The 23473-nt window shown below is 71.4% G+C and carries 18 protein-coding genes and 1 pseudogene; 12 read left to right on the forward strand and 7 right to left on the reverse strand.

Annotated features, from left to right (window positions below; translation table 11 throughout):
• Nucleotides 1-38 precede the first annotated feature (38 nt).
• From hisB to hisD, 3 genes are read right to left on the reverse strand one after another with little or no spacing between them, the layout of a single operon-like run.
• Nucleotides 39-650, reverse strand: coding sequence for an imidazoleglycerol-phosphate dehydratase HisB (gene hisB / locus H4W81_RS20565; RefSeq protein WP_397127653.1), 612 nt, complete (start codon nucleotides 648-650; stop codon nucleotides 39-41).
• A 44-nt stretch (nucleotides 651-694) separates the two neighbouring features.
• A complete protein-coding gene (locus H4W81_RS20570) occupies nucleotides 695-1765 on the reverse strand; it encodes a histidinol-phosphate transaminase (protein WP_192776299.1) in 1071 nt (356 codons plus the stop codon).
• On the reverse strand, nucleotides 1762-3072 hold the full coding sequence (gene hisD / locus H4W81_RS20575; RefSeq protein WP_192776300.1) for a histidinol dehydrogenase: 1311 nt from the start codon (nucleotides 3070-3072) through the stop codon (nucleotides 1762-1764). Before hisD ends, H4W81_RS20570 begins: the two co-directional genes overlap by 4 nt.
• Before the next feature lie 190 nt (nucleotides 3073-3262).
• Here hisD and H4W81_RS20580 point away from each other — a divergent pair, with 190 nt between their 5' ends.
• The 4 genes from H4W81_RS20580 to H4W81_RS20595 all read left to right on the forward strand — a co-directional run bounded on the left by H4W81_RS20580 (nucleotide 3263) and on the right by H4W81_RS20595 (nucleotide 8136).
• Entirely contained in the window at nucleotides 3263-4537 is a 1275-nt protein-coding gene (locus H4W81_RS20580) for an MFS transporter (RefSeq protein ID WP_225958720.1), read from the forward strand.
• Complete coding sequence (locus H4W81_RS20585) at nucleotides 4534-6000, forward strand: amidohydrolase family protein (protein WP_192776301.1); 1467 nt, start codon at nucleotides 4534-4536, stop codon at nucleotides 5998-6000. The genes H4W81_RS20580 and H4W81_RS20585 overlap by 4 nt, the downstream gene beginning before the upstream one ends.
• Nucleotides 6001-6049: 49 nt before the next feature.
• Nucleotides 6050-6547 carry a Cys-tRNA(Pro) deacylase gene (gene ybaK, locus H4W81_RS20590; RefSeq protein WP_192776302.1) on the forward strand — a complete coding sequence of 166 codons (498 nt, stop codon included), beginning with the start codon at nucleotides 6050-6052 and terminating at the stop codon, nucleotides 6545-6547.
• Between the two features lie 218 nt (nucleotides 6548-6765).
• On the forward strand, nucleotides 6766-8136 hold the full coding sequence (locus tag H4W81_RS20595) for an amidase (RefSeq protein WP_192776303.1): 1371 nt from the start codon (nucleotides 6766-6768) through the stop codon (nucleotides 8134-8136).
• Here H4W81_RS20595 and H4W81_RS20600 read toward each other — a convergent pair.
• On the reverse strand, nucleotides 8131-8640 hold the full coding sequence (locus H4W81_RS20600) for a hypothetical protein (protein WP_318781851.1): 510 nt from the start codon (nucleotides 8638-8640) through the stop codon (nucleotides 8131-8133). The genes H4W81_RS20595 and H4W81_RS20600 overlap by 6 nt on opposite strands.
• A gap of 74 nt (nucleotides 8641-8714) precedes the next feature.
• Here H4W81_RS20600 and murA point away from each other — a divergent pair, with 74 nt between their 5' ends.
• Both murA and H4W81_RS20610 read left to right on the forward strand, forming a co-directional pair.
• Complete coding sequence (gene murA / locus H4W81_RS20605) at nucleotides 8715-10025, forward strand: UDP-N-acetylglucosamine 1-carboxyvinyltransferase (protein ID WP_318781852.1); 1311 nt, start codon at nucleotides 8715-8717, stop codon at nucleotides 10023-10025.
• 52 nt (nucleotides 10026-10077) lie between these two features.
• Complete coding sequence (locus H4W81_RS20610) at nucleotides 10078-12273, forward strand: transglycosylase domain-containing protein (protein WP_192776305.1); 2196 nt, start codon at nucleotides 10078-10080, stop codon at nucleotides 12271-12273.
• Nucleotides 12274-12275: 2 nt separating this feature from the next.
• Here the strand turns inward: H4W81_RS20610 and dnaE are convergent, their stop codons facing one another.
• The 3 genes and pseudogenes from dnaE to H4W81_RS47400 all read right to left on the reverse strand — a co-directional run.
• On the reverse strand, nucleotides 12276-15803 hold the full coding sequence (gene dnaE, locus H4W81_RS20615; protein ID WP_192776306.1) for a DNA polymerase III subunit alpha: 3528 nt from the start codon (nucleotides 15801-15803) through the stop codon (nucleotides 12276-12278).
• 211 nt (nucleotides 15804-16014) lie between these two features.
• The gene (locus H4W81_RS47395; RefSeq protein WP_225959938.1) at nucleotides 16015-16293 is read right to left on the reverse strand and encodes a chorismate mutase; all 279 of its coding nucleotides are present in this window, start codon (nucleotides 16291-16293) and stop codon (nucleotides 16015-16017) included.
• A gap of 129 nt (nucleotides 16294-16422) precedes the next feature.
• Nucleotides 16423-16836 (reverse strand): annotated as a pseudogene (locus H4W81_RS47400) (hypothetical protein); the annotation flags it as partial.
• 244 nt (nucleotides 16837-17080) lie between these two features.
• On the opposite strand from H4W81_RS47400, the gene H4W81_RS20625 reads away from it, so the two are divergent.
• From H4W81_RS20625 to H4W81_RS20645, 6 genes are read left to right on the forward strand one after another with little or no spacing between them, the layout of a single operon-like run.
• Nucleotides 17081-18808, forward strand: a complete 1728-nt coding sequence (locus H4W81_RS20625; protein WP_192776308.1) for a serine/threonine-protein kinase — start codon at nucleotides 17081-17083, stop codon at nucleotides 18806-18808.
• 9 nt (nucleotides 18809-18817) lie between these two features.
• Complete coding sequence (locus tag H4W81_RS47405; protein WP_318781853.1) at nucleotides 18818-20296, forward strand: serine/threonine-protein kinase; 1479 nt, start codon at nucleotides 18818-18820, stop codon at nucleotides 20294-20296.
• The gene (locus H4W81_RS47410; protein WP_318781854.1) at nucleotides 20293-21111 is read left to right on the forward strand and encodes an AraC family transcriptional regulator; all 819 of its coding nucleotides are present in this window, start codon (nucleotides 20293-20295) and stop codon (nucleotides 21109-21111) included. The genes H4W81_RS47405 and H4W81_RS47410 overlap by 4 nt, the downstream gene beginning before the upstream one ends.
• Nucleotides 21112-21122: 11 nt before the next feature.
• A complete protein-coding gene (locus tag H4W81_RS20635) occupies nucleotides 21123-21767 on the forward strand; it encodes an AzlC family ABC transporter permease (protein ID WP_192776310.1) in 645 nt (214 codons plus the stop codon).
• Nucleotides 21764-22075, forward strand: a complete 312-nt coding sequence (locus H4W81_RS20640; RefSeq protein ID WP_192776311.1) for an AzlD domain-containing protein — start codon at nucleotides 21764-21766, stop codon at nucleotides 22073-22075. Before H4W81_RS20635 ends, H4W81_RS20640 begins: the two co-directional genes overlap by 4 nt.
• Nucleotides 22076-22085: 10 nt before the next feature.
• The gene (locus H4W81_RS20645; RefSeq protein WP_192776312.1) at nucleotides 22086-23471 is read left to right on the forward strand and encodes a serine/threonine-protein kinase; all 1386 of its coding nucleotides are present in this window, start codon (nucleotides 22086-22088) and stop codon (nucleotides 23469-23471) included.
• The last annotated feature ends 2 nt before the right edge of the window (nucleotides 23472-23473 follow it).

The raw sequence follows: 23473 nt of genomic DNA on the forward strand, positions 1-23473 counted from the left end.
CTTCGGGGTACCCCTGAGCAACTCGCCTGCTGTGCCGTTCACAGCACGCCCTTGGTGCTCGGCACGCCCGTGGCGCGCGGGTCGGGCTCGCTGGCCTCGCGCAGGGCCCTGGCCAGCGCCTTGAACTGGGCCTCGACGATGTGGTGGGCGTTGCGCCCGTACGGCACCCGCACGTGCAGGCAGATCGCCGCCTGCGCCACGAACGACTCGAGGATGTGCCTGGTCATCGTGGTGTCGTACTCGGGGCCGATCATCGGAGCCATGCCCTCGGGCTCGGCGTGCACCAGGTAAGGACGGCCCGACAGGTCGACCGTGACCTCGGCGAGCGCCTCGTCCAGCGGGCACGACGCGTTGCCGTACCGCCTGATGCCCGACTTGTCGCCCAGCGCCTCACGGAAGGCCGCGCCCAGCGCGAGCGCGGTGTCCTCGATCGTGTGGTGCGAGTCGATGTGCAGGTCGCCCTCGGTCTTGACGGTGAGGTCGAACAGACCGTGCTTGCCGAGCTGGGCCAGCATGTGGTCGTAGAACCCGACCCCGGTGGCGACGTCGACCAGCCCGGTGCCGTCGAGGTTCACCTCGACCAGAACCGACGTCTCCTTCGTCGTACGCTCGACGCGACCGATCCGGTGCCGGCCTCCTTCGTCGGCCACCCCCGGAACCAGGCTGTGCTGACTGGTTCGCTCCCTGCGCTCGCTCACAGAACCCCCTCCAGGGCGGCACGGAATGCCGACATCTCCTCGCTGGTGCCGATCGACACCCGCAGCCACTCGGGCGGCCCGACCTCGCGGATCAGGACACCTCGCTCGAGCAGCTTCTCCCAGATCGCGCGCCGGTTGGCGAATCGCCCGAACAACACGAAGTTGGCGTCCGAATCGGCCACCGTCAAGCCGAGGCCGCGTAGCCAGGCCACCGTGTCGTCGCGCTCGCGCCTGAGCGCGTCGACCGTGCCGAGCAACTCGGCCCGGTGCCGCAGCGCGACCCTGGCCGTCGCCTGCGTGACCGTCGACAGGTGGTACGGCAGGCGCACCAGCAGCATCGCCTCGACCACCGCGGGGTGCGCGGCCAGGTAGCCGAGTCGGGTGCCCGCCATCGCGAACGCCTTCGACATCGTCCGCGTCACGATCAACCTGGGGTGCTCGGGGAGCAGCGTCAGCGCGCTCGGCGTGCCGGTGCGGGCGAACTCGGCGTAGGCCTCGTCCACCACGACCATGCCGGGCGCCGCCGCCACGACCCTGGCGATCGTCTCCAGCGGGAGCGCGGTGCCGGTCGGGTTGTTCGGCGAGGTCAGGAAGACGATGTCGGGCCGGTGCTCCTCGACGGCGGCGACGGCCTTCTCCACGTCGAGGGAGAAGTCGTCCTCGCGCGCGCCCGAGACCCACTCGGTGCTGGTGCCCGTGGTGATGATCGGGTGCATGGAGTAGGAGGGCTCGAAGCCGAGCGCGGTGCGGCCGTGCCCGCCGAAGGCCTGCAGGATCTGCTGGAGCACCTCGTTGGAGCCGTTGGCGGCCCACAGCTGCTCGGTGGTGAGCCCGTGACCGAGATAGCCGGCCAGATCGGCGCGCAGGGCGAGGGCGTCCCTGTCGGGATAGCGGTTGAGGCTCGCCGCGTCGCGCCTGATCTCCTCGGCCAGGTCGTCGACCAGCGCCTTGGAGGGCGGGTACGGGTTCTCGTTGGTGTTGAGCTGGACGGGGACGTCGAGCTGGGGCGCGCCGTACGGCTTCTTGCCTCTGAGGTCGTCCCTGATGGGAAGGTCGTCGAGATTCACTGGTTCGGAATCTCCCAATCGAATCGGGCGCGGATCGCCGCGCCGTGCGCGGGCAGGTCCTCGGCGTCGGCCAGGACGCAGGTGTGCGCGGCGGCGCCCGCCAGCGCCTCGCGGCTGTAGTCGACCACGTGGATGCCGCGCAGGAACGACTGCACCGACAGGCCGCTGGAGTGGCAGGCGCAGCCGCCGGTGGGCAGCACGTGGTTGGAGCCCGCCATGTAGTCGCCCAGGCTCACCGGGCTGTAGGGCCCGACGAAGATCGCGCCGGCGTTCCTGACCTTCGCCGCCAGCTCGGCCGCGTTCGCGGTCTGGATCTCGAGGTGCTCGGCGGCGTAGGCGTCGACCACCCTGAGACCGGCGGCGAGGTCGTCGACCAGCACGATGCCCGACTGCCTGCCTGACAGCGCCTCGGCGATGCGCTCGGAGTGGCGCGTCGCGGCGACCTGGCCCGGCAGCTCCTTCTCCACGGCCTCGGCCAGCTCCACGCTGTCGGTCACGAGGACCGCGGCGGCGATGACGTCGTGCTCGGCCTGGCTGATCAGGTCGGCGGCCACGTGCCTCGGGTCGGCGGTGGAGTCGGCGAGGATGGCGATCTCGGTGGGGCCCGCCTCGGAGTCGATGCCGATGACACCCTTGAGCAGGCGCTTGGCGGCGGCCACCCAGATGTTGCCGGGACCGGTCACCATCGTGGCGGGGCGGCACTCCTCGGTGCCGTAGGCGAACATCGCCACCGCCTGCGCGCCGCCGACGGAGTAGACCTCGTCGACGCCGAGCAGCGCGCACGCCGCCAGGATCGTGGGGTGCGGCAGGCCGCCGAACTCCTTCTGCGCGGGGCTGGTGACCGCCAGCGACTCGACGCCCGCCTCCTGCGCGGGGACCACGTTCATGACCACGCTGGAGGGGTAGACCGCGCGCCCGCCCGGCACGTAGAGGCCGACGCGCTCGACGGGCACCCAGCGCTCGGTGACCGTGCCGCCGGGCACCACCTGGGTCGTGGTGTCGGTGCGCCGCTGGTCGCGGTGGACCATCCTGGCCCGCCTGATCGACTCCTCGAGAGCGGCCCTGACCTTCGGATCGAGGGTCTCCAGCGCCCGCTGGACCGTCTCCACGGGCACGCGGGCGGACTCGATCTCGACACCGTCGAACCTGGCGGTCAGCTCGCGTACGGCTGCCGCCCCGCGATGGCGCACGTCCTCGCAGATGGGCCGCACCTTCTCCAGGGCGGCCTCGACGTCGAGTTCGGCGCGGGGCAGCACGTCGCGCAGGTCCTCGGGAAGAGAGCCGCGCAGGTCGATACGGGAAATCACCCGTTCAGTCTACGGAGTCCCACCAGCGAATCCTGTTCTGTCCATCATGCGGGACGCGTTTCGTCCCAGAAGAGGTGGGGTTCGTCCCCTTTCACGACCACGGCGGGGACTTTCGTCCTGTGGGACGAAGCGCCGTCGCGCGCGCTGGCAGAGGGTGACGGGAACGCACCAGCGATCCGGAGGTCGCGCCTTGGGTTCCACCGAAACAACCGCCGTCCACCTCGACGAATGGACCCCCGCACGGGTACGCAGGACCGCGACCGTCACCGTCGGGCTGCTCATGGGCGTCTGGGTGGTCGACTACGTCGACCGCGTCATGATGGCCGTGGCGCTGCCGTCCATCGGGGCGGAGTTCGCGCTCAGCAAGACCGAGCAGGGCTGGCTCATCACCGTCTTCTCGCTGGTCTATCTCCTCTGCCAGATCCCCGGTGGCGTGCTCGCCGACCGGTTCGGCGCCCGCAGGCTGCTGGTGGTCTCGCTGGTGCTGTGGACGGCGTTCACCGCGCTGACCGGGCTCGCGTGGGGACTGGTGTCACTGCTGGTCATCAGGGCGCTGTTCGGCGTGGGCCAGGGGCTCTTCCCCGGCGCGTCGTTCAAGGCACTGGCCGAGCGCACCACCCCGGGTCGCAGGGCGACCGCGGCCGGGTCGATGCTCGCCTCGAACCAGCTCGGCGCCGGGCTGGCGCCACTGGTGGTGGCGCCGCTGCTGGTGGTCTTCGGCTGGCGGCACACGTTCTGGGTGGTCGCGGCGGCGGGCGTGCTGATCGGGCTCGCGCTGTGGGCCCTGCTGCCCAGGCCGCTGCCGGCCGCGCTCAGCGGCGCGGACCGGCTCGGCGCCAGGCCCACAAGCGGCGCGGGACTCGCCATGGTGATCCGCTCCCCCTCGGTGTGGAAGTTCGCGGCCCTGTTCTGCACGACCAACATGCTCGGCTACGGCATGATCACCTGGGTGCCGAGCTACCTCATGGAGGAGCGCGGCATCTCCCTGCTGAACACCGGCGTGCTCGCCGCCATCCCCGGCCTGGTGATGTGCCTGACCACCTTCGCCGGCGGCTGGCTGTTCGACAGGTTCTTCCACGACAGGGCGCGGCTGTACGTGATCCCGCTTCTGCTGTGCACCGCCGTCCTCCTGGTGCTGATGCTGCGGGCGGACAGCGCCGCGGGGTTCACGACCTACCAGACGCTCGCCCTGGCGGTGGCGGGGCTTTCGACGATGGGCATCCTGGGCATGCCGTTCCGGGCGCTGCCTCCCGCGGTCATCGGCTCGGGCATGGGCGTGGTCAACGTGGGCGGGCAGATGGCAGGCGTGCTCGCGCCCGTGCTGATGGGCTGGCTGGTGGACCGGTTCTCCTACACCGCGGCGTTCGGGCTGCTCATCGGCACGACCGTGCTCGGCGCGCTCATCGCGGTGATCGTGCCGCAGCGCCCCGAGCAGTTCTCTCTCGCGACGAAGGAGGCCGTGTGACGACCTACGACCTGGTTCTCAGCGGCGGCAGGGTGATCGACCCCGAGACCGGCCTCGACGCGGTGCGCGACGTCGGCGTCTCCGGCGGGCGGGTGCGGGAGGTGTCGGCCACCCCGCTGGACGGCGCCACCGTGGTCGACGTGCGGGGCCTGGTGGTCTGCCCCGGCTTCATCGACCTGCACAGCCACAGCGCCGACCAGGCCGGGCACCGGCTGCAGGCGCTCGACGGCGTGACGACCGTGCTGGAGCTGGAGGCGGGCAGCTACCCGGTGGCCGCCGCCTACCGGCAGGCGGCGGCCGAGGGGCGGCCGCTCAACTACGGCTTCGCCACCTCGTGGGCGGTCGCCCGCATGGCCGTGCTGGCCGGAGTGCGGCCAGGAGGCGGCCTCGACGACTTCATGGCCAACATCGGCCGCCCCGAGTGGCAGCGCCCCGCCCCGCCCGCGGCGGTCGGCCGGATCGTCGAGATGCTGGAGCGGGACCTGGCCGACGGCGCGCTCGGCATCGGCATCCTGGTCGGCTACGCGCCGCGGATCGACCCTTCGGAGTACCTGGCCGTCGCCGCGCTGGCCGCCCGCGCGGGGCTGCCCACCTACACGCACGCCCGCGAGCTGGTCGAACTCGACCCCACCACGCCGATCGACGGCGCCGAGGAGATCGTCAAGGCGGCGGCGGAGACCGGCGCGCACATGCACTACTGCCACGTCAACAGCACCTCGATCCAGCACGTGGACCGGGTCCTCGGGCTGGTCGAGCGGGTGCGCGCCGAGGGCGCGCGGGTCACCACCGAGGCCTACCCGTACGGCGCAGGCATGACCGGCGTCGGCGCCGCCTTCCTCGCCCCCGAGCTCCTGCGCCGCCGCGGCCTCACCCCGCACTCCCTCGGCCTGCTCGGCGCGGAAGGACGGCTGGCCGACGAGGCCGCGCTGCGCGAGGCCAGGCGGCGCGACCCGGGGGCGGCGGTCTTCGTCCACCTGCTCGACGAGGCCGACCCCGCGCAGTTCGCCTTCATCGAGCGTGCCCTCGCCTTCCCCGACGCCGCCGTCGCCACCGACGCGGTCCCGCTGCTCTGGAGGTCGGGCACGGCCGACCCCACGGCGTGGCCGCTGCCGGAGGGCGCCGTCTCCCATCCCCGTACGGCGGGCACCTACGGGCGCGTCCTCCGCGTCCTGGTGCGGGAGAAGGGCCTGCTGAGCCTGGCCGAGGCGGTCCGCCGATGCACGCTCGTGCCGGCGGACGTGGTGGGGGTGCCCTCGATGCGGCGCAAGGGCCGGATCCAGCCGGGCTGCGACGCCGACATCACGGTCTTCGACCCCTCGACGGTCGCCGACCGCGCCACCTACGAGTCGACGATCCTGCCCTCGGCCGGGTTCGCGCACGTGCTGGTGGGCGGTGAGTTCGTGGTCCGCGACGGCGAGCTGCTGCCGGAGTCGCTGCCCGGCAGGCCCGTCACCGCCCTCTGATCGTTACGGACGCGGGTGCCGTGAGCAAAGCTCGTTACGATCGGGTGCCGTGAGCAAAGCGAAGAAGGGCGGGCAGGGCACCCCCGCGACGGTCGCGCTGACCAAGGCGGGGGCCGACTTCACCCTGCACCCGTACGAGCACGACGCGAACGCGCAGGCCTACGGCGAGGAGGCGGCCGACGCGCTCGGCCTGCCGTACGAGCGGATCTTCAAGACGCTGGTGGCGGAGGTGGAGAGCGGGCTGGCGGTGGCGGTGGTGCCGGTGGCGGGCAAGCTCGACCTCAAGGCGTTCGCGGCGGCGCTGGGCAGCAAGCGGGCCGCGATGGCGGACGCGGCGAAGGTGGAGCGGGTCACGGGGTACGTGGTCGGCGGCATCAGCCCGCTCGGGCAGCGTAAGCAGCTGCCGACGGTGGTGGATTCCTCGGCGCTGGAGTTCGAGACGGTGTATTTCTCGGCGGGCAAGCGGGGGTTGCAGATCGAGACCTCGCCGAAGAACCTGGTCGATCTCACGAGGGCGACGACGGCGGCGATCGCCAAAACCGGCTGAAGCCGACGCCGGACTCCGGTCCCGTTCATCGAGGAGAAGCGGAGGCCGGACTTCGGTCCCGTTCTCTGGAGAGAACTCGGACAGTAGAGGGCCCGACCTCGGTTCCCTTCCCCAGAGGGAACCTCGGCAGAAGAGGCCGGCGTCGGTTCCGTGCTTTGGAAAGAGGCCGGGGAGGGGTGGCGTGGCTCTCCGGCGGGGCATGGGGCAGGATCGCAGGCGTGACCGAACTGCACTGCCTCACCGCCACCGAGATGGTCCGCCTGCTCATGGCCCGCGAAGTCAGCGCCGTTGGGCTGATGCGGGCCCACCTGGCGCGCATCGAGCAGGTCAACCCCGCCGTCAACGCCATCGTCACCCTCGTCGCCGAGCGGGCGCTCGAGGCGGCCGCGGCCGCCGACGCGAGCGAGCCGAAGGGCCCCCTGCACGGCGTGCCCGTCGCGCACAAGGACCTCGTCGACACCGCGGGCATCAGGACCACGTACGGCTCGCCGCTGTTCAAGGACAACGTGCCGGCGAAGGACGACCTCCTGGTCGAGAGGCTCAGGAACGCGGGCGCCATCGCGGTGGGCAAGACCAACACCCCCGAGTTCGGCACCGGCTCCCACACCGTCAACGAGGTCTTCGGCGCCACCCGCAACCCCTACGACCTGTCCAGATCGGCAGGCGGCAGCAGCGGTGGCGCCGCCGCCGCGCTGGCGACGGGCATGGTGCCGCTGGCCGACGGGTCGGACATGGGCGGCTCCCTGCGCAACCCGGCGAGCTTCTGCAACGTGGTCGGCCTGCGCCCCACGCCTGGACGGGTGCCCGACATCTCCGACACCGCGGCCTGGTACACGCTGGCCGTCTCAGGGCCGATGGCCAGGACGGTCGAGGACCTGGCGCTGATGATGAGCGTGATGTCGGGGTTCGACCCGCGCTCGCCGTACTCGATCAAGGAGCCGTTCGCCGTCGACCTCGACGGCGACGTGCGAGGGCTGCGGATGGCCTTCAGCCCCGACCTGGGCGGGCTGCCGGTGGATCGCGAGACCGCGGCCGTGACCGCCTCGGCCGCCAAGGTGTTCGAACGGCTCGGCGCGCACGTGGAGCAGGTCGACCTCGACCTGTCCGACGCCGACGACGCCTTCAGGATCTACCGCGCCTGGTACTACGCGCTGTCGTTCGGCGAGCTGCGCGGCCTGGGCGCCAACACCGCGTGGAACGTCGAGCAGGGCCGCAAGGTCACCGGGGCCGACCTGGCCCGTGCCGAGAAGCTGCGCAGCGGCCTCTACCAGCGGATGGCCGCCTTCTTCGACCGCTACGACGTGCTGGTCGCGCCGGTCAGCCAGGTGCCGCCGTTCCCCGTCGAGCAGCCGTACGTCGACGAGATCAACGGGGTGAAGCTGCCCGACTACCTGACCTGGATGCGCTCGGCCTACTGGATCAGCGTCCTGCACGCGCCCGCCGCGTCGGTGCCCGCCGGGTTCACCACGACGGGGCTGCCCGTGGGCGTGCAGATCGTCGGCCGGCCCTTCGACGACGCGGGCGTGCTGCGCGTGGCGCACGCCTTCGAGCAGGCCACGGGGTACGGCGCCCGCCGTCCCGCCCTATAGCCGCTCGATCTCCCCGTACGGCCGGCGCAGCGGCGACTCGCGATAGGCCACGATGGCCTCCATGGTCCCGTACAGGCCGACGGCCAGCAGCGGCCAGGTGACGAGCACGCCCTTGGCGGTCAGCTCCAGCGCCCCCGCCACCACCTTCACGCCCGGCCCGATCGCCTGAGCCTCCACGGTGACCGTACCGAGCGTGAAGGTGGTGCCCACCCACAGGGTGACGAACGCGGCGATCCCGCCGCCCGCGGCCAGCCCGAGCAGGACCTCGAGGCGCCGGGTGCGGGCCAGGTTCCACGCGACGACCGCGCAGGCCAGCGCGGGGACCCCGGTGACCACGGCGTACCAGCCGTCGGCGGCGATCAGCGTCTGGGTCGAGGGATCGGCCAGCACCGGCCCGTCGCCGGTGATCGCGTACGGAGCGCGCGGCGCGATCAGCGACCACACCAGCCCGGCGGGCACGCCGAGCACGGCGAGCGCGAGAACGGTCACCGCGAAAGCCCGCACATGCCCCACCAGGCCACTCCCCTCACAAGTGAGTCCGAACGTGGTCGATGGTATCCCCCGGTTAGGCTCGTGCCGTGATTGAAGACAAGGTCTGGCTGATCGAGCCCTCCGGTCCGCTGCGCGGCGACGTGGAGGTTCGCGGGTCCAAGAACGGCGTGTCGAAGCACATGGTGGCGGCCATGCTCGGCACCGGCGAAAGCAGCATCCACAACGCTCCCGAGGTGGGCGAGGTCGGCATCACCGCGGCGATGCTCGAAGCCCTCGGCATCCACGTGAAGATCAACGAACAGGAGATCAGGATCGAGAAGGGGAGGGAGATCAGGCCGCAGGTGCCACACGCCTTCAGCGGCCTGAACCGCATCCCGATCCTCATGCTCGGCCCCCTGCTGCACCTGGCGGGCGAGGCGTTCGTGCCCCTGGTCGGCGGCGACCCGATCGGCCGCCGTCCGGTGAACTTCCACGTCGAGGCGCTGCGCTCGATGGGCGCCGAGGTCGAGGTCGCCGAGGACGGCATCTTCGCCAAGGCCACCAGGCTGCGCGGCGCCAGGATCGAGCTGCCCTACCCGAGCGTCGGCGCCACCGAGACGATCCTCATGTCCGCGGTCCTGGCCGAGGGCAAGACCGTCATCAAGAACGCGGCCATGGAGCCGGAGGTCGTGGAGCTGGCGCTGTTCCTGCAGCGGATGGGCGCCAGGATCGAGCTCTCCCCCGACCGGCGGATCGTGATCGAGGGGGTGGCCGAGCTGCACGGCGCCCAGACCTGGCTGTCGGGCGACCGCATCGAGGCCTTCTCCTACCTCGCGGCCGGCCTCATCACCAGGGGTGAGGTGCGCGTCCACGGCTGCCCCCAGGACCGCCTGGTCACCGCGATCACCACGCTGGCCAGGATGGGCGCCCAGTTCGAGATCAACGACGACTACATCTGCGCGACCGCGCCGCCCGGGGGGCTGCGCTCGGCGGCGGTGCAGACCGACACGCATCCCGGGTTCATGACCGACTGGCAGACGCCGCTGATGGTGCTGTTCACCCAGAGCCAGGGCATGTCGGTGCTGCACGAGACGGTCTTCGAGAACCGCCTGGTCTACGTGCCCGCGCTGCAGGAGATGGGCTGCGAGATCGAGGTCTTCGACCAGTGCCTGGGCGGGCCCGCCTGCCGCTACCACGACACCAACGCCAAGCACTCGGCCGTGGTGCGCGGGGTGTCCAAGCTGCGCGGCGCCGACGTGATGCTGCCCGACATCAGGGCGGGGTTCTCGGCCGTGCTGGCCGCCGCGGTGGCCGACGGCACCTCCAGGCTGCGCGGCGTCCACCACATCGAGCGGGGCTATCACCAGCCGTTCGAGCAGTTCGCCTCGCTCGGTCTGAATATCCGCAGAGAAGGGTAAAGGCTGGAGGACCAGGCGTTTGGCAGGGTTGACCCGGTCGTACACCATCTGAGTGACTGTGATCAGATCCGTCGCCGGGCTGGGGTTGGCGGGGGCGCTCGGAGGTGTGCTCGCCGCGGCGGTGGCGATTCCCGCCGTCGGTGGAGCGGGGATCGCCACGCGTAACGTCGCCGCCACCTTCATCGACCTGCCTCCGGCCCCGCGCGAGGAGCCGTTGTCGCAGGTCACCACGCTGCTGGACAAGAACGGCAAGCGGTTCGCCCAGTTCTACGAGGCCAACAGGACCACCGTGCCCCTGGCGCAGGTCGCCCCCGTGATGCGCAGGGCCATCATCGCGATCGAGGACGCCCGCTTCTACGAGCACGGCGGCATGGACGTCAAGGGCACGCTGCGCGCGGTCATCACCAACACCCAGGCGGGCGGCATCAAGCAGGGCGGCTCGTCGCTCACCCAGCAGCTGGTGAAGAACATCCTGGTGGAGAACGCCGAGACCGAGAAGGAGCGGGAGGCGGCCCGCGCGCCGAACCTCTCGCGCAAGATCAGCGAGCTGCGCTACGCGCTGGCGATGGAGGAGAAGTACCGCAAGGACGAGATCCTCGAGCGGTATCTCAACATCGCCTACTTCGGGGCGGGGGCCTACGGCGTCGAGGCGGCGGCCAGGCGCTTCTTCTCCACCTCGGCGGCCAGGCTGACGCTGGCGCAGGCGGCGACGCTGGCGGGGGCGGTGCGCCTGCCGTACTCGACCGACCCTTCGCTGGGCAGGAGCCAGCAGGCGCGGCTGCGCGAGCGGCGCGACCTCGTGCTGGACCGGATGGCGGGGCTCGGCATGATCACTCACGCGACCGCGACGGCCACCAAGCGGGCGCCGCTCGACATCAGGCTGCGGCCCGAGCCCGGCGGCTGCGCCGAGAGCGCCTACCCGTACTTCTGCCTCTACGTGCAGCGCGAGCTGCTCACCAACCCCGTGTTCGGCGGCACGAGAGACGAACGGCAGCGCCGCATGGCCAGGGGCGGCCTGGTGCTGAAGACCACCCTCGACCCCGTGGCCCAGCGGGCCGCCGAGCGGGCGATCGCCGACCGGATCAGCGCCAAGGACACCGAGGTCGCGGCCGAGGCCATGGTCGAGCCGGGCTCCGGGCGTATCAGGGCCCTGGCGGCCAGCAAAAAGTTCGGCCGCAACCCGGGTGACCGGAACAACGGGCCGCGCACCACCTTCAACCTGGCGGCCGACGTGCAGCACGGCGGCGGCATGGGCTTCCAGGCCGGCTCGACGTTCAAGGTGTTCACCCTGGCCACCGCGCTCAAGCAGGGCTGGCGCTTCGACGAGGGCTTCAAGACGCCAGGGGTGTTCGTCCCCGCCGAGGGCTACCGCAACTGCGCGGGCAGACCCGTCAACGCGCCCTCCACGAGGATCTTCAACGCCAGCGGCGAGGGCAACGGCGGGCCCCACAGCCTGTCGACCGGCACCTGGAAGTCGGTGAACATCTTCTACATGATGCTGGAGCGCAGGGTCGGCCTGTGCAACGTGGTCGAGACGGCCAGGTCGCTCGGCATCTCCAGGGCGGACGGGACCCCGCTGCGGGAGGTGCCCACCTTCACGCTCGGCGTCAACGAGATGGACCCGCTCACCGTGGCCGCCGCGTTCGCCGCCTTCGGCGCCCGCGGCCGCTACTGCCGCCCCCTCGCGATCGTGGAGATCGTCGACAGGGAGGGGCTGCGCACCCACGTGCCCCCCGCCTGCGAGCAGGTGCTGGAGAGGGACGTCGCCGACGCGGTCAACCACGTGCTGTCAGGGGTGTTCTCCAAGGGCACGATGAAGGGGCAGAGCATCGGACGGCCCGCCGCGGGCAAGACCGGCACCAACAACGGCTACACCTCCGCCTGGTTCGCCGGCTACACCCCCGACCTGGCGGCGGCGGTGAGCCTGGGCGACATCCGCGGCTCCTACCGCTACCCGCTGCGCGGGGTGCGCATCGGCGACCAGTGGTACGGCCAGGTGCAGGGCGCGTCGCTGCCGGGACCGATCTGGGTGGAGTCGATGACGTCGGCGCTGCGCCACACCCGCCCGGCGTCCTTCGCCCGCCCGAACATGGCACGCTTCGGCGGCGGCTACACCCCCGGACTGTCCGAGGCCATGGCCGCGGAGAAGCGCGCCGAGAAGCGCGCGGAGGCCAGGCGCCACTTCAAGAAGCTCCGCCAGAGGTACCGCGACTACTTCCGCTGGCTACAGCGCCGCCACCGCCACTGACGCTAGCCGCCGAGGCAGGCCGGGCCGAGGAGCTCCTTGAGGTCGCCCATGAGGGCGGGCGACTGCGTCACCCGTAGCCGGTCCTCCACCCGCATGACCGTGGTCTTGGGGCCGTTGTGCACCTGGAGGTGCACCTCGGAGGTGCCGGGGTGGGTGACGAGGATCTCCTTCAGCCGGCCGACCACCGGCGGGGTGCAGCGGCTCAGCGGCAGGCTGACCAGCAGCGGGCCACCCGACTCGACGGTGAGGTCGGGCGCCGTCACCTCCATCGCGATGATCTTGGCGACGTCTTCGCGCTTGTCGATGCGGCCCTTGACGAAGACGATGGCGTCCTCGGCGAGGATCGTCGAGCACAGCTGGTACGCCGACGGGAAGATCATCACCTCGATGGCGCCTTCGAGGTCCTCCAGCTGGGTCAGCACCCAGGTGTCGCCCTTCTTGGTGACCTTGCGCTGCACGCCCGACAGGATGCCGCCGACCGTGACGACCTGACCGTCGGCCCGGCTCTCGTCCTGCAGCGCGGCGATCGAGCAGTCGGCCCCCGAGGCCAGGATGTGCTCCACGCCGAACAGCGGGTGGTCGGAGACGTAGAGGCCGAGCATCTCGCGCTCGAACTGCAGCAGCGTGTTCTTGTCCCACTCGCCCAGGGGGACCTGCACGTCGAAGGTCTGATCTTCGCCGCCGTCGACGGCGCCGAACAGGGAGTCCTGGCCGATGGCCTCGTTCTTCTTGATGTCGATGATCGCGTCGACGGCCTGCTCGTGCACCATGACCAGGCCCTTGCGGACGTGGCCGAGGGAGTCGAAGGCACCCGCCTTGATCAGCGACTCGATCACCCGCTTGTTGCAGACGATCGCGGGGACCTTGCGCAGGAAGTCCTTGAAGTCGGCGAAGCGGCCCTTCTCCTTGCGGGCGGTGATGATGCCGTCGACGACGTTGCCGCCCACGTTGCGGACGGCCGACAGGCCGAATCGGATGTCGGTGCCCCGCGGGGTGAAGTCGAAGTCGGAGTCGTTGACGTCCGGCGGGAAGACCTTGATGCCCATGCGGCGGCACTCGTTGAGGTAGAGCGCCGACTTGTCCTTGTCGTCCTTGACGCTCGACAGCAGGGCGGCCATGTAGGCGGCCGGGTAGTTGGCCTTGAGATAGGCGGTCCAGTAAGCGACCAGGCCGTAGCCCGCGGTGTGGGCCTTGTTGAAGGCGTAGTCGGAGAAGGGCAGCAGGATGTCCCAGAGGGCCTTGATGGCGGCGGCGGAGAAGCCGTTCTCCCGCATGCCCTTCTCGAAGAACTCGTACTGCTTGTCCAGCTCGGACTTCTTCTTCTTGCCCATCGCGCGGCGCAGCAGGTCGGCGCCGCCGAGCGAGTAGCCGGCGACCTTCTGCGCGATCGCCATGACCTGCTCCTGATAGACGATCAGGCCGTAGGTCGTGTCGAGGATCTCCTTGAGCGGCTCTTCCAGCTCCGGGTGGATCGGGGTGATCTCCTGCTGGCCGTTCTTGCGCAGCGCGTAGTTGGTGTGGGAGTTGGCGCCCATCGGGCCCGGCCGGTAGAGCGCGAGGGCCGCGGAGATGTCCTCGAAGTTGTCGGGGCGCATCAGGCGCATCAGCGAGCGCATGCCGCCGCCGTCGAGCTGGAAGATGCCCAGCGTGTCGCCGCGGGCCAGCAGCTCGTAGGTCTTGACGTCGTCGAGCGGCAGGTCGAGCAGCTCGATCTTCTCGCCGGTGGTGAGCTCGATGGCCTTCAGGCAGTCGTCGATGATCGTGAGGTTGCGCAGGCCCAGGAAGTCCATCTTCAGCAGGCCGAGCGTCTCGCAGGTCGGGTAGTCGAACTGCGTGATGATCGCGCCGTCGGAGTCGCGGCGCATGATGGGGATGTAGTCGGTGAGCACCTCGGCGGACATGATGACGCCCGCGGCGTGCACGCCGGTCTGCCTGATCAGGCCCTCCAGGCCCCTGCCGAGGTCCATCGTCGCCTTGACGTCGACGTCTTCCTCGTAGAGCCTGCGCAGCTCGCCGGCCTCGGCGTAGCGCGGGTGGTCCTTGTCGAAGATGCCCGCCAGCGGGATGTCCTTGCCCATCACCGCGGGAGGGAAGGCCTTGGAGACCTTGTCACCGAGCGCGTAGGGGTAGCCGAGGACGCGGCCCGCGTCCTTGATGGCGGCCTTCGCCTTGATGGTGCCGAAGGTGGCGATCATGGCGACCTTGTCGGCGCCCCACTTCTCGGTGACGTAGCGGATCACGTCGGCGCGCCTGCGCTCGTCGAAGTCGATGTCGACGTCGGGCATGGAGACGCGCTCGGGGTTGAGGAAGCGCTCGAAGATCAGGCCATGGGGGATCGGGTCGAGGTCGGTGATGCCCAGCGCGTAGGCGACCAGCGAACCGGCGGCCGAACCACGGCCGGGGCCCACGCGGATGCCGTTGTTCTTGGCCCACATGATGAAGTCGGCGACCACGAGGAAGTAGCTCGGGAAGCCCATCTGGATGATGACCCCGAGCTCCTTCTCGGCCCAGGCGCGGTGCTCCTCGTCGATCCCGTTGGGGAAGCGCCGCTCCAGGCCCTTCCACACCTCCTGGCGGAAGAACTCCTCCTCGGTCATCCCTTCGGGGACGGGGAAGGTCGGCATGAGGTTCTTGAACTCGAAGAACCCGGTGGGATCGACCTTCTCGGCCACGAGCAGCGTGTTGCGGCAGCCCTCGAGCCAGAGGTCGGAGGAGTCGACCGCGCGCATCTCGTCGGCGTTCTTGATGTAGTAGCCGGAGCCGTCGAAGCGGAAGCGGTCGGGGTCGGACAGCTGCTTGCCCGTCTGGATGCACAGCAGGGCGTCGTGGGAGGCGGCGTCGGACTCGTAGGTGTAGTGCGAGTCGTTGGTGACCAGCGGCGGGATGGCCAGTTCCTTGCTGATCCTGGTCAGCCCGTCGCGGACCCTGCGCTCGATGTCGAGACCGTGGTCCATGATCTCGAGGAAGTAGTTGTCGCGGCCGAAGATCTCCTGGTATCTCGCCGCGGCCTTGACCGCCTCGTCGTACTGGCCGAGGCGCAGCCTGGTCTGCACCTCGCCCGAGGGGCAGCCGGTGGTGGCCATGAGGCCCTCGGAGTGCTCGGCGAGGATCTCGGCGTCCATGCGCGCCCACTTGCGCACGAAGCCCTCGGTGTAGGCGCGGGAGGACAGCCGCATCAGGTTGTGCAGGCCCGCCTTGTTGCGCGCCCAGATCGTCATGTGGGTGTAGTAGCCGCCGGCGGAGACGTCGTCCTTCTTCTGGTGCGGCTCGCCCCACAGCACGGGCTTCTTGTTCTGCCGCAGCTCGGGCGCGACGTAGGCCTCGATGCCGATGATCGGCTTGATGCCCGCGCCGGTGGCCTGCTTGTAGAAGTCGTAGGCGCCGTGCATGTTGCCGTGGTCGGTGATGGCGATGGCGGGCATGCCGAGTTCGCCGACCTGTTTGAACATCTGCTTGAGGCGCGCGGCCCCGTCCAGCATGGAGTACTCGGTATGCACGTGCAGGTGTACAAACGAGTCGCTGGACGACATGGAGCGGCGCCTCCTCGATCGAGACCGGATGTGCAGGCTCTGAGCCTAGTGGCCCGCACCGACTTTTCCGGCCCGCGCCACCAGCCTCTGACGAGGTGTACGGCCTCGGCTACAGACTGCACGACGTGCCCCGAAAACGCACTCCACCTGCACGGATACCGTGTCCGTGACGAAGCGGAAACGCTGCGCGCACACCCTCTCTGGAGCGCGGTCAGCGCTCCTCGGCCAGCCGCAGCCCCGCCTCGATCACCGCGTTCATGATCGGCGCCAGCCGCTCCTCGCCCAGCTTGGGAGCGCGCAGCGCCATCGCCGCCACGAGCTGACGCTCGCGCTCCATGTCGCGCCCGGCGAACCCGCCGACGGGCTTCAGCGACTGCACGACGCCCGCCAGCTCGGCCCGCCGTTCGAGCAGGGTGGCGAGGGCGGCGTCGACCCTGTCGATGGCCGCGCGCGCCTCAGGCAGGGTGGTGGGGGGCTCGTGCCCGGCCAGCGCCCCGAAGAGGGTCACCGCCTCGCGGGCGGCGGCGACGTCGGCGTCGGAGGCGGAGGGCGACAGCAGCAGGCCGTCCGCGCCGGCGGCGATCGCGGCGGGCGCCAGCGAGGGGTCGCCGGAGACGTCGGCGAGGACGGGCCGGCCCGAGCGGGCCTTCGCGGCGCGCAGCAGGGTCAGATCGAGGGCCACGTGCTCCAGATGCGTGCGGGTGCCGCTCTCACAGAGCACCACCTGGTCGTTGCCCTCGGCGACGCAGTAGTCGGCGACGCCCAGCCACTCCTCCAGCGTCGCCGAGTGGCCGCGCTGCACGATCACCGGCAGCCCGAGCCTCGCCACGGCGCGCACCAGTTGGAAGTCCTGCATCCACGCCGACCCGATCACCACGCCCGCCGCGCGCTCGGCGATCGCCGGCAGGTCGGCCGCCGAGAACGGCTCGACGTACAACGGGCCGTCGACCAGGTCTTCGGCGGGCACCTGCCCGTGGTGCGGACGCAGGCTGACCCAGCGGGTGACGGTCCGCGTCTCGAGGGTGGAGGTCATCTCGGCTCCCAATGCTCAAGCCGGTCCCGGTGGAGCCGGCGGGGTCTCCAGGAAACAAAAAGGGCAGAGACCTCGGGTCTCTGCCTGTCGCCGGCTCCAGGTGGTCGCTACCGCTCGACCGGCCCTCCGGGAGCCGGCTCGGTAAACGTGTAGCGAGGAGTCATGGATCTAAGACTACACGGGTCGCTGCTACCCGATCCCTATGGGAGTATTTCTAGGCTTAGAAGGGGGTTTGAGGCCGTTGATGTCGGATGGACAGCAGCATGCCGGACGCCGCATCGCCGGTCGGTACCACCTGAAGGAGCCGATCGGCAAGGGCGGCATGGGCATCGTCTGGCGGGCCCATGACGAGCTGCTCGACCGCGAGGTCGCGGTCAAGGAGGTCCGTTACGCGGCCGTGCTGGGCGACGAGGTGCAACTGCTCAACCGCCGCACCATGCGGGAGGCGCGGGCGGCCGCCAGGTTCACGCATCCGAACGTGATCGTCGTCCACGACGTCATCGAAGAGGACGACCGCCCCTGGATCGTCATGCAGCTGGTCCCCTCCCGCTCGCTCGGACAGGTCATCAAGGCCGAGGGACCGCTGCCGCCGAAGAAGGTGGCCGAGATCGGCCTGGCCGTCCTCGACGCGCTCAGGGGCGCCCACGAGGCGGGCGTGCTGCACCGCGACGTCAAGCCGGAGAACGTGCTGCTGGCCGAGGACGGCCGGGTCGTGCTGACCGACTTCGGCATCGCCACGCTGGAGACCGAGACCGCGCTGACCATGACCGGACTGGCGGGCACGCCGGCCTTCATCGCGCCCGAGCGGCTCAAGGGCCTGCCCGCCAGGCGGGAGTCCGACCTGTGGTCGCTGGGCGCGACGCTCTACACCGCGGTCGAGGGCAGGGCGCCGCACGAGCGCGGCATGGCGATGGCGACCATGATGGCCGTACTCAACGACGACCCCGAGCCGCCGAAGAGGGCCGGAGCGCTCAAGCCGGTCCTCGCGGGCCTGCTGGCCAAGGAGCCCGACGAGCGTCTGGGCTTCGACGAGACCGCCAGGCTGCTGCGCAGGGCCGCCGCCGAGTCCGGGAACGAGACCGTGCGTGTCACGCGGCCCGCCCCCGTGATCGACGTCGACGACACCCCGACCGACCCCAGCCTCCCCGCCATCGCGAGCCCGGTGCCCTCCCCCGCCCCGTCCTCGCCGCCGCCCCCTCCGCCGACCGTGGCGAAGGAGCGCGCCGAGGAGATGGTGGAGACGGGCATGCGCCTGCCCGACGCCACCACGCCCGGCGCGACGCCCACCCCTGCCGCCCGGCGCGCGCTCCCGGTCATCGCCGCCGTCGTCGGTGTCGTCGTGGTGGGCGGCGTCGCCGGCATCCTCGGCCTGCGCTCGGCCGGCCAGGCCGGGCCCGAGACGAGCAAGCGTCCCACGCAGGAGGTGACCACCACGGTCACCGCCACCGCGACGGCGACGTCCTCCCCCGACCAGCCCGCCCCCTCTCCCAGCCCGTCGCCCTCGGCGTCGAAGACCGAGTCGGCGCTGCCGGACGGCTGGCGGATGTACAAGGACAAGGAGCTCGACTTCTCCGTCGGCCTGCCCAAGGGCTGGGACGTCTACGACCGCAGGGGCAACCAGGTCTACTTCCGCGGCCCCGGCGCCTCCTCCAACTCCTTCCTGCTGATCGAGCAGGCCACCGACCCCGGCGACGACCCGTACAAGGACTGGAAGCAGCAGGAGCCGGGCGCCAGGGGCAACTTCGGCGGCTACAAGCTGATCGGCATCGAGAAGGTCGACTACATGAAGGCCGCCGCCGACTGGGAGTTCACCTGGAACACCAACACGGGGAAGACCAGGGTGCGCAACCGGGGGTTCATCACCGACAACGGCCGCGGCTACGCGATCTACTGGCACACGCTGGAAAAGAACTGGAAGCGCGACCTGCGGTTCTTCGACACGTTCGCGGCGACCTTCAAGCCCTCCAAGTAAGCTTCGCTGGTGCGAGTAGGGAACAGGTACCGCCTGCTGGAGCCCATCGGCGAGGGTGGCATGGGCATCGTCTGGCGCGCCCACGACGACCTGCTCGACAGGACCGTGGCGATCAAGGAGGTCCGCTACACGGGCATCGGCGAGGAGCGGCGCGCCCAGCTCAACCAGCGCACCGTCAGGGAGGCGCGGGCGGCGGGCCGCCTCGACCACCCCAACGTGGTCGTCGTCCACGACGTCATCGAGGAGGACGGCAGGCCCTGGATCGTCATGCAGCTGGTGCGCTCGCGCTCGCTGGCCGCGGTGGTCAGGGAGCGAGGCCCGATGCCGGTGAGCGAGGCGGCGCGCGTCGGCGGGGCCGTGCTGGCCGCGCTGCGCGCCGCCCACGCGGCCGGGGTCCTGCACCGTGACGTCAAGCCGGAGAACGTGCTGCTGGCCGACGACGGCAGGGTGGTGCTGACCGACTTCGGCATCGCCGCGATGGAGGCCGAGGCGGGGCTCACCGCGACGGGCAACCTGGTCGGCACGCCCGCCTACATGCCGCCCGAGCGCCTCAACGGCCTGCCCGCCACCCCCGCCTCCGACCTGTGGTCGCTGGGGGCGACGCTGCACACGGCCGTGGAGGGCCGCGCGCCGTACGAGAGGGACTCGTGGGCGGCCACGGTCGCCGCGGTGCTGCGCGACGCGCCCGAGCCCCCGCGGCTGGCGGGCGCGCTCGCCCCGGTGATCTCGGGGCTGCTCTGCCGCGACCCGGCCATGCGGATGGGCGCGCAGGAGGCGGCCGCCAGGCTGGCCGCGCTCGCGGGAACGTCGTCGCCGACCATCGAGCGGCCCGCGCCGGCCAGGCGCGCGCCGCTGCGGTGGATCGTGCCGGCGGCGCTCGTGACCGCCACCGTGGCGGGCGGCGCGGTGTGGGCCGCCACACGGGCGGAGGCCCCACCCGTCGCCGAAGCCTCCGCCACGCCCTCGGCGCCCTCGGCCACACCCACGGCGCCCTCGGCGACGCCCTCTCCCTCCGGCAGCCCGAGCCCCGGCCTGCCGGAGGGCTGGCGCAGGCTCAGCAACGCCACGGGCGGCTTCTCCGTCGCCGTCCCCCGCGAATGGAAGGCGACCAGGATCCCCGGCCGCGACAGCGTCAGCGTCAAGGGGCCGGGCACGCCCGGCGAGCTGATCATCGAGTGGACCGAGTCGGGCAAGACCGGCCTCACGCCGAAGCAGGAGTGGGAGAGCCTCGAGCAGGAGATCCAGGCCAAGGGCCAGTTCAGCGGCTACACCAGGCTCGGCATCGTCGAGCTCACCTACCTCGGGGTCGAGGCGGCAGACTGGGAGTTCACCAGGAACAAGGGGGGCGAGATGATCCACGTGCTGAACCGCGGCTTCCGGCTGGGCGACGGCCGTCCCTTCGCGCTCTACTGGGAGACCCCCGACCGGCTCTGGACCGAGAGCAGGGCCACCCTCGACACCATCCTCGAGACCTTCAGGCCGACGTGAGCGAGCAGGCGCGCTTCTGGCGGCACCCGGGGGTGCCGGAAGTCGACCTGCTCAAGGCCCGTTACGTCACCCATCGCTTCTCCCGTCACGTCCACGACGGCTACGCCATCGGCGTGATCACCTCGGGCGTGGAGGAGTTCGACTACCGGGGCAGGCTGCTGCGCGCCGGGGCGGGCGACGTGGTGCTGGTCAACCCCGAGCACGAGCACACCGGTCAGGCGGGCGTGCCGGGCGGCTGGTCCTACCGCATGCTCTATCCGTCGATCGAAGCGCTGGGAGCGGGGCGCGGCACGCCGTACTTCCCCGAGCAGGTGGTGCGCGACCCCGATCTGGCCAGGCTGCTGGTCAGCGCGCACCTGGCCACCGAGCGCGGCGACCGGCTCGCCGCCTCCACGCTGATGCGCGCGCTGTTCGCGCGCCTGCTGTCCAGGCACGCGGGCGTGCGGCCGCCCCTGGAGGCGGCGTCCGGCCAGGGCGCGGTACGGCAGGCCATCGACCTGCTGCACGAGCGCATGACCGACCCGCCCACGCTGGAGGATCTCGCGCAGGCCGTCCAGGCCAGGCCGTTCCCGCTGCTGCGCGCGTTCAAGGCGGTCACGGGCCTGCCCCCGCACGCCTACCTCACCTCCCTGCGCGTACGGCAGGCCCGCCGCCTCCTGGAGACCGGCCTGCCGCCCGCCCAGGTCGCCGCCGAGGTGGGCTTCACCGACCAGGCCCACCTCGGCCGCCACTTCAAGCGCGTCGTCGGCATCCCGCCCGCCGCCTACCAGCGCGCCGCAGGAACGTACAAGACTCGCCAATCCCCCTCGTCCTAGCCTCGGGTGGCATGAACACCGCAACAAGGGACGGACTAGGCGTCGGAGTCGCCGTCGGCCTGTCGGGCGCCGCGTTCGGCGCGGCGGCCGTCACCGCAGGACTCGACGTGGCGCAGTCGTGCGTCCTCAGCCTTATCGCCTTCACCGGCGCTTCGCAGTTCGCGCTGGTCGGCGCGGTCTCCGGCGGCGGTGACCTGCTGGCGGCCGCGGCGGGCGCGCTCCTGCTCGGCGGCCGCAACACCCTCTACGGCCTGCGCCTGGCCGACCTGCTCAAGGTGCGCGGCGGCAGGCGGCTGGTGGCCGCCCACGGGGTGATCGACGAGACGACCGCCGTCGCGCTGGCCCAGCCGACTCCCGAGACCGCCCGCACGGCGTTCACCGCGACCTTCGCCAGCCTGTACCTGATGTGGAACCTGACCACGCTGATCGGCGCGCTCGGCACCTCCGCGCTCGGCGACCCCGGCGTGCTCGGGCTGGACGCGGTGGGCCCCGCCACCTTCCTGGCCATCCTCTGGCCCCGCCTGGCGAGCGAGCCGGGCCTGCGCGGGCTGGCGCTGGGCGGCGCCGCGATCGCGCTGCTCGCCACCCCCTTCGTCCCCTCGGGCGTGCCCGTCCTGCTGTCGGCCGTCGTCGTGCTGGCGGTGGTGCTCCGATGACGCTGTGGTGGGCGATCGTCCTGGTCGGCCTGGGCTGCTACGCGCTGAAGCTGGGCGGGCTCGCCGCTCCCCGCCGGGTGCTCGACCACCCCGCGGTGCGCAGGTTCGCCGAGCTGGTGCCCGTCGCGCTGCTGGCCGCGCTGATCGCGGTGCAGACCTTCACGCACGAGGGAGCGCTGCAGTTCGATCTCGCCAGGACGGCCGGTCTCGGCGCGGCGGCCGTCGCCCTCGTGCTTCGCGCGCCGTTCCTCGTGGTGCTGGCGGCGGCGGCCGTGGTCACGGCGCTTGTTCGAGCCTTTACGGGGTAGCCCGTCCCACATGTCCGAATCTTCGGGGATCATCGGTGGGCGTTATCGGTTGCTCAGAACCATCGGACGGGGCGGCATGGGCACCGTGTGGGAGGCTCACGACGAGGTGCTCGGCCGCGACGTCGCGGTCAAGGAGGTGCTGCCGCCGCCCGACCTGAGCGGTCCCGAACGCGAGGTCTTCATGGTGCGCACCTTCCGCGAGGCGAGAGCCGCCGGGCGGGTCGCCCATCCCGGGGTGGCGACCATCTTCGACGTGGTCCAGGAGGGGGGACACCCCTGGATCGTCATGGAGCTGGTCCGCTCGCGGACGCTCGGCTCGCTGGTACGCGAGCGAGGTCCGCTCGAACCGGCCAGGGTGGCCGAGATCGGGCTGGAGATCCTTGCCGCGCTGCGCGCCGCCCACGCCGCGGGGGTGCTCCATCGCGACGTGAAACCGGACAACGTGCTGCTGGCCGAGGACGGTAGGGCGGTGCTGACCGACTTCGGCATCGCCACGACCGAGGACGAGGCGCCGGTGACCAGGACCGGCATCCTCGTGGGCACGCCCGCCTACATCGCGCCGGAACGCGCGGCGGGCGGCAGCGCCGAGCCGGCCTCCGACCTGTGGTCGCTGGGCGTCACGCTCTACACGGCGGTGGAGGGGCACTCGCCCTTCCAGCGCGGCCACGCCCTGGCGACGCTGGCCGCCGTGATGCACGACGAGCCGCTGCCCATGTCGGCCGCGGGACCGCTCGCCCCTGTCGTCCACGGGCTGCTGCGGAAGGACCCCGCGCTGCGGATGGGGATCGACGAGGCGGAGCGGCGGCTGCGGGAGATCGTGCTCGGCCTGGCCCCCGAGCCGACCGCCCCCGTGGCCGTGCCTCCGGCGCTGCCCGCCTCCGCCGTACGGCCTGCGACCCGGAGGCGGCGGCGGCCACCTCCGCTGGTCGCGCTGGCGGCCGCGGCGACCGCCGTGGCGCTGGTGACCGGCGGGATGGCGTGGATGTCGGGCCGCACGGAGACTCCTCAGCCGAAGCAGTCGGCCTCCGTGCCGTCCGTGGCGCGCACGCCGACGGCGACCTCGGCGCCGCCGCCCACGCCCACTCCCACGCCGGCGGGCTCTGGCGAAGAGGGCGGCACCCCGTTACAGCAGGCCCCGCCCCCCACCGACTCGTGGGGTGAGCCGAGGCAGACCAGGTCGCCTGAGCGCGCCGATCGGCAACGGCCCGATCCGAAGCCGACCAGGAGCAAGGCGAAGCAGACCTCGCCACCCGGCGAGCCGACCGAGGAGCCGACCGCCGAGCGCGGCTCCGACGACGACCCCGGTCAGGTCGAGCCCGAGGAGGGCGAGGACGAGCAGCGCCAGAAGGGCAAGATCAAGGCCAAGGGCAAGGGCAAGGCCGAGGACGAGGGCTGAGG

The organism is Nonomuraea africana, from assembly GCF_014873535.1.
Classification (GTDB): Bacteria; Actinomycetota; Actinomycetes; order Streptosporangiales; family Streptosporangiaceae; genus Nonomuraea; species Nonomuraea africana.

What these genes read in the sequence shown, in the direction of transcription:
- dnaE (WP_192776306.1), bottom strand. Translation starts at nt 15,803, where the DNA reads ATGTCGTCCAGCGACTCGTTTGTACACCTGCACGTGCATACCGAGTAC.
- H4W81_RS20625 (WP_192776308.1), top strand. Translation starts at nt 17,081, where the DNA reads ATGTCGGATGGACAGCAGCATGCCGGACGCCGCATCGCCGGTCGGTAC.
- H4W81_RS20635 (WP_192776310.1), top strand. Translation starts at nt 21,123, where the DNA reads ATGAACACCGCAACAAGGGACGGACTAGGCGTCGGAGTCGCCGTCGGC.
- H4W81_RS20640 (WP_192776311.1), top strand. Translation starts at nt 21,764, where the DNA reads ATGACGCTGTGGTGGGCGATCGTCCTGGTCGGCCTGGGCTGCTACGCG.
- H4W81_RS20645 (WP_192776312.1), top strand. Translation starts at nt 22,086, where the DNA reads ATGTCCGAATCTTCGGGGATCATCGGTGGGCGTTATCGGTTGCTCAGA.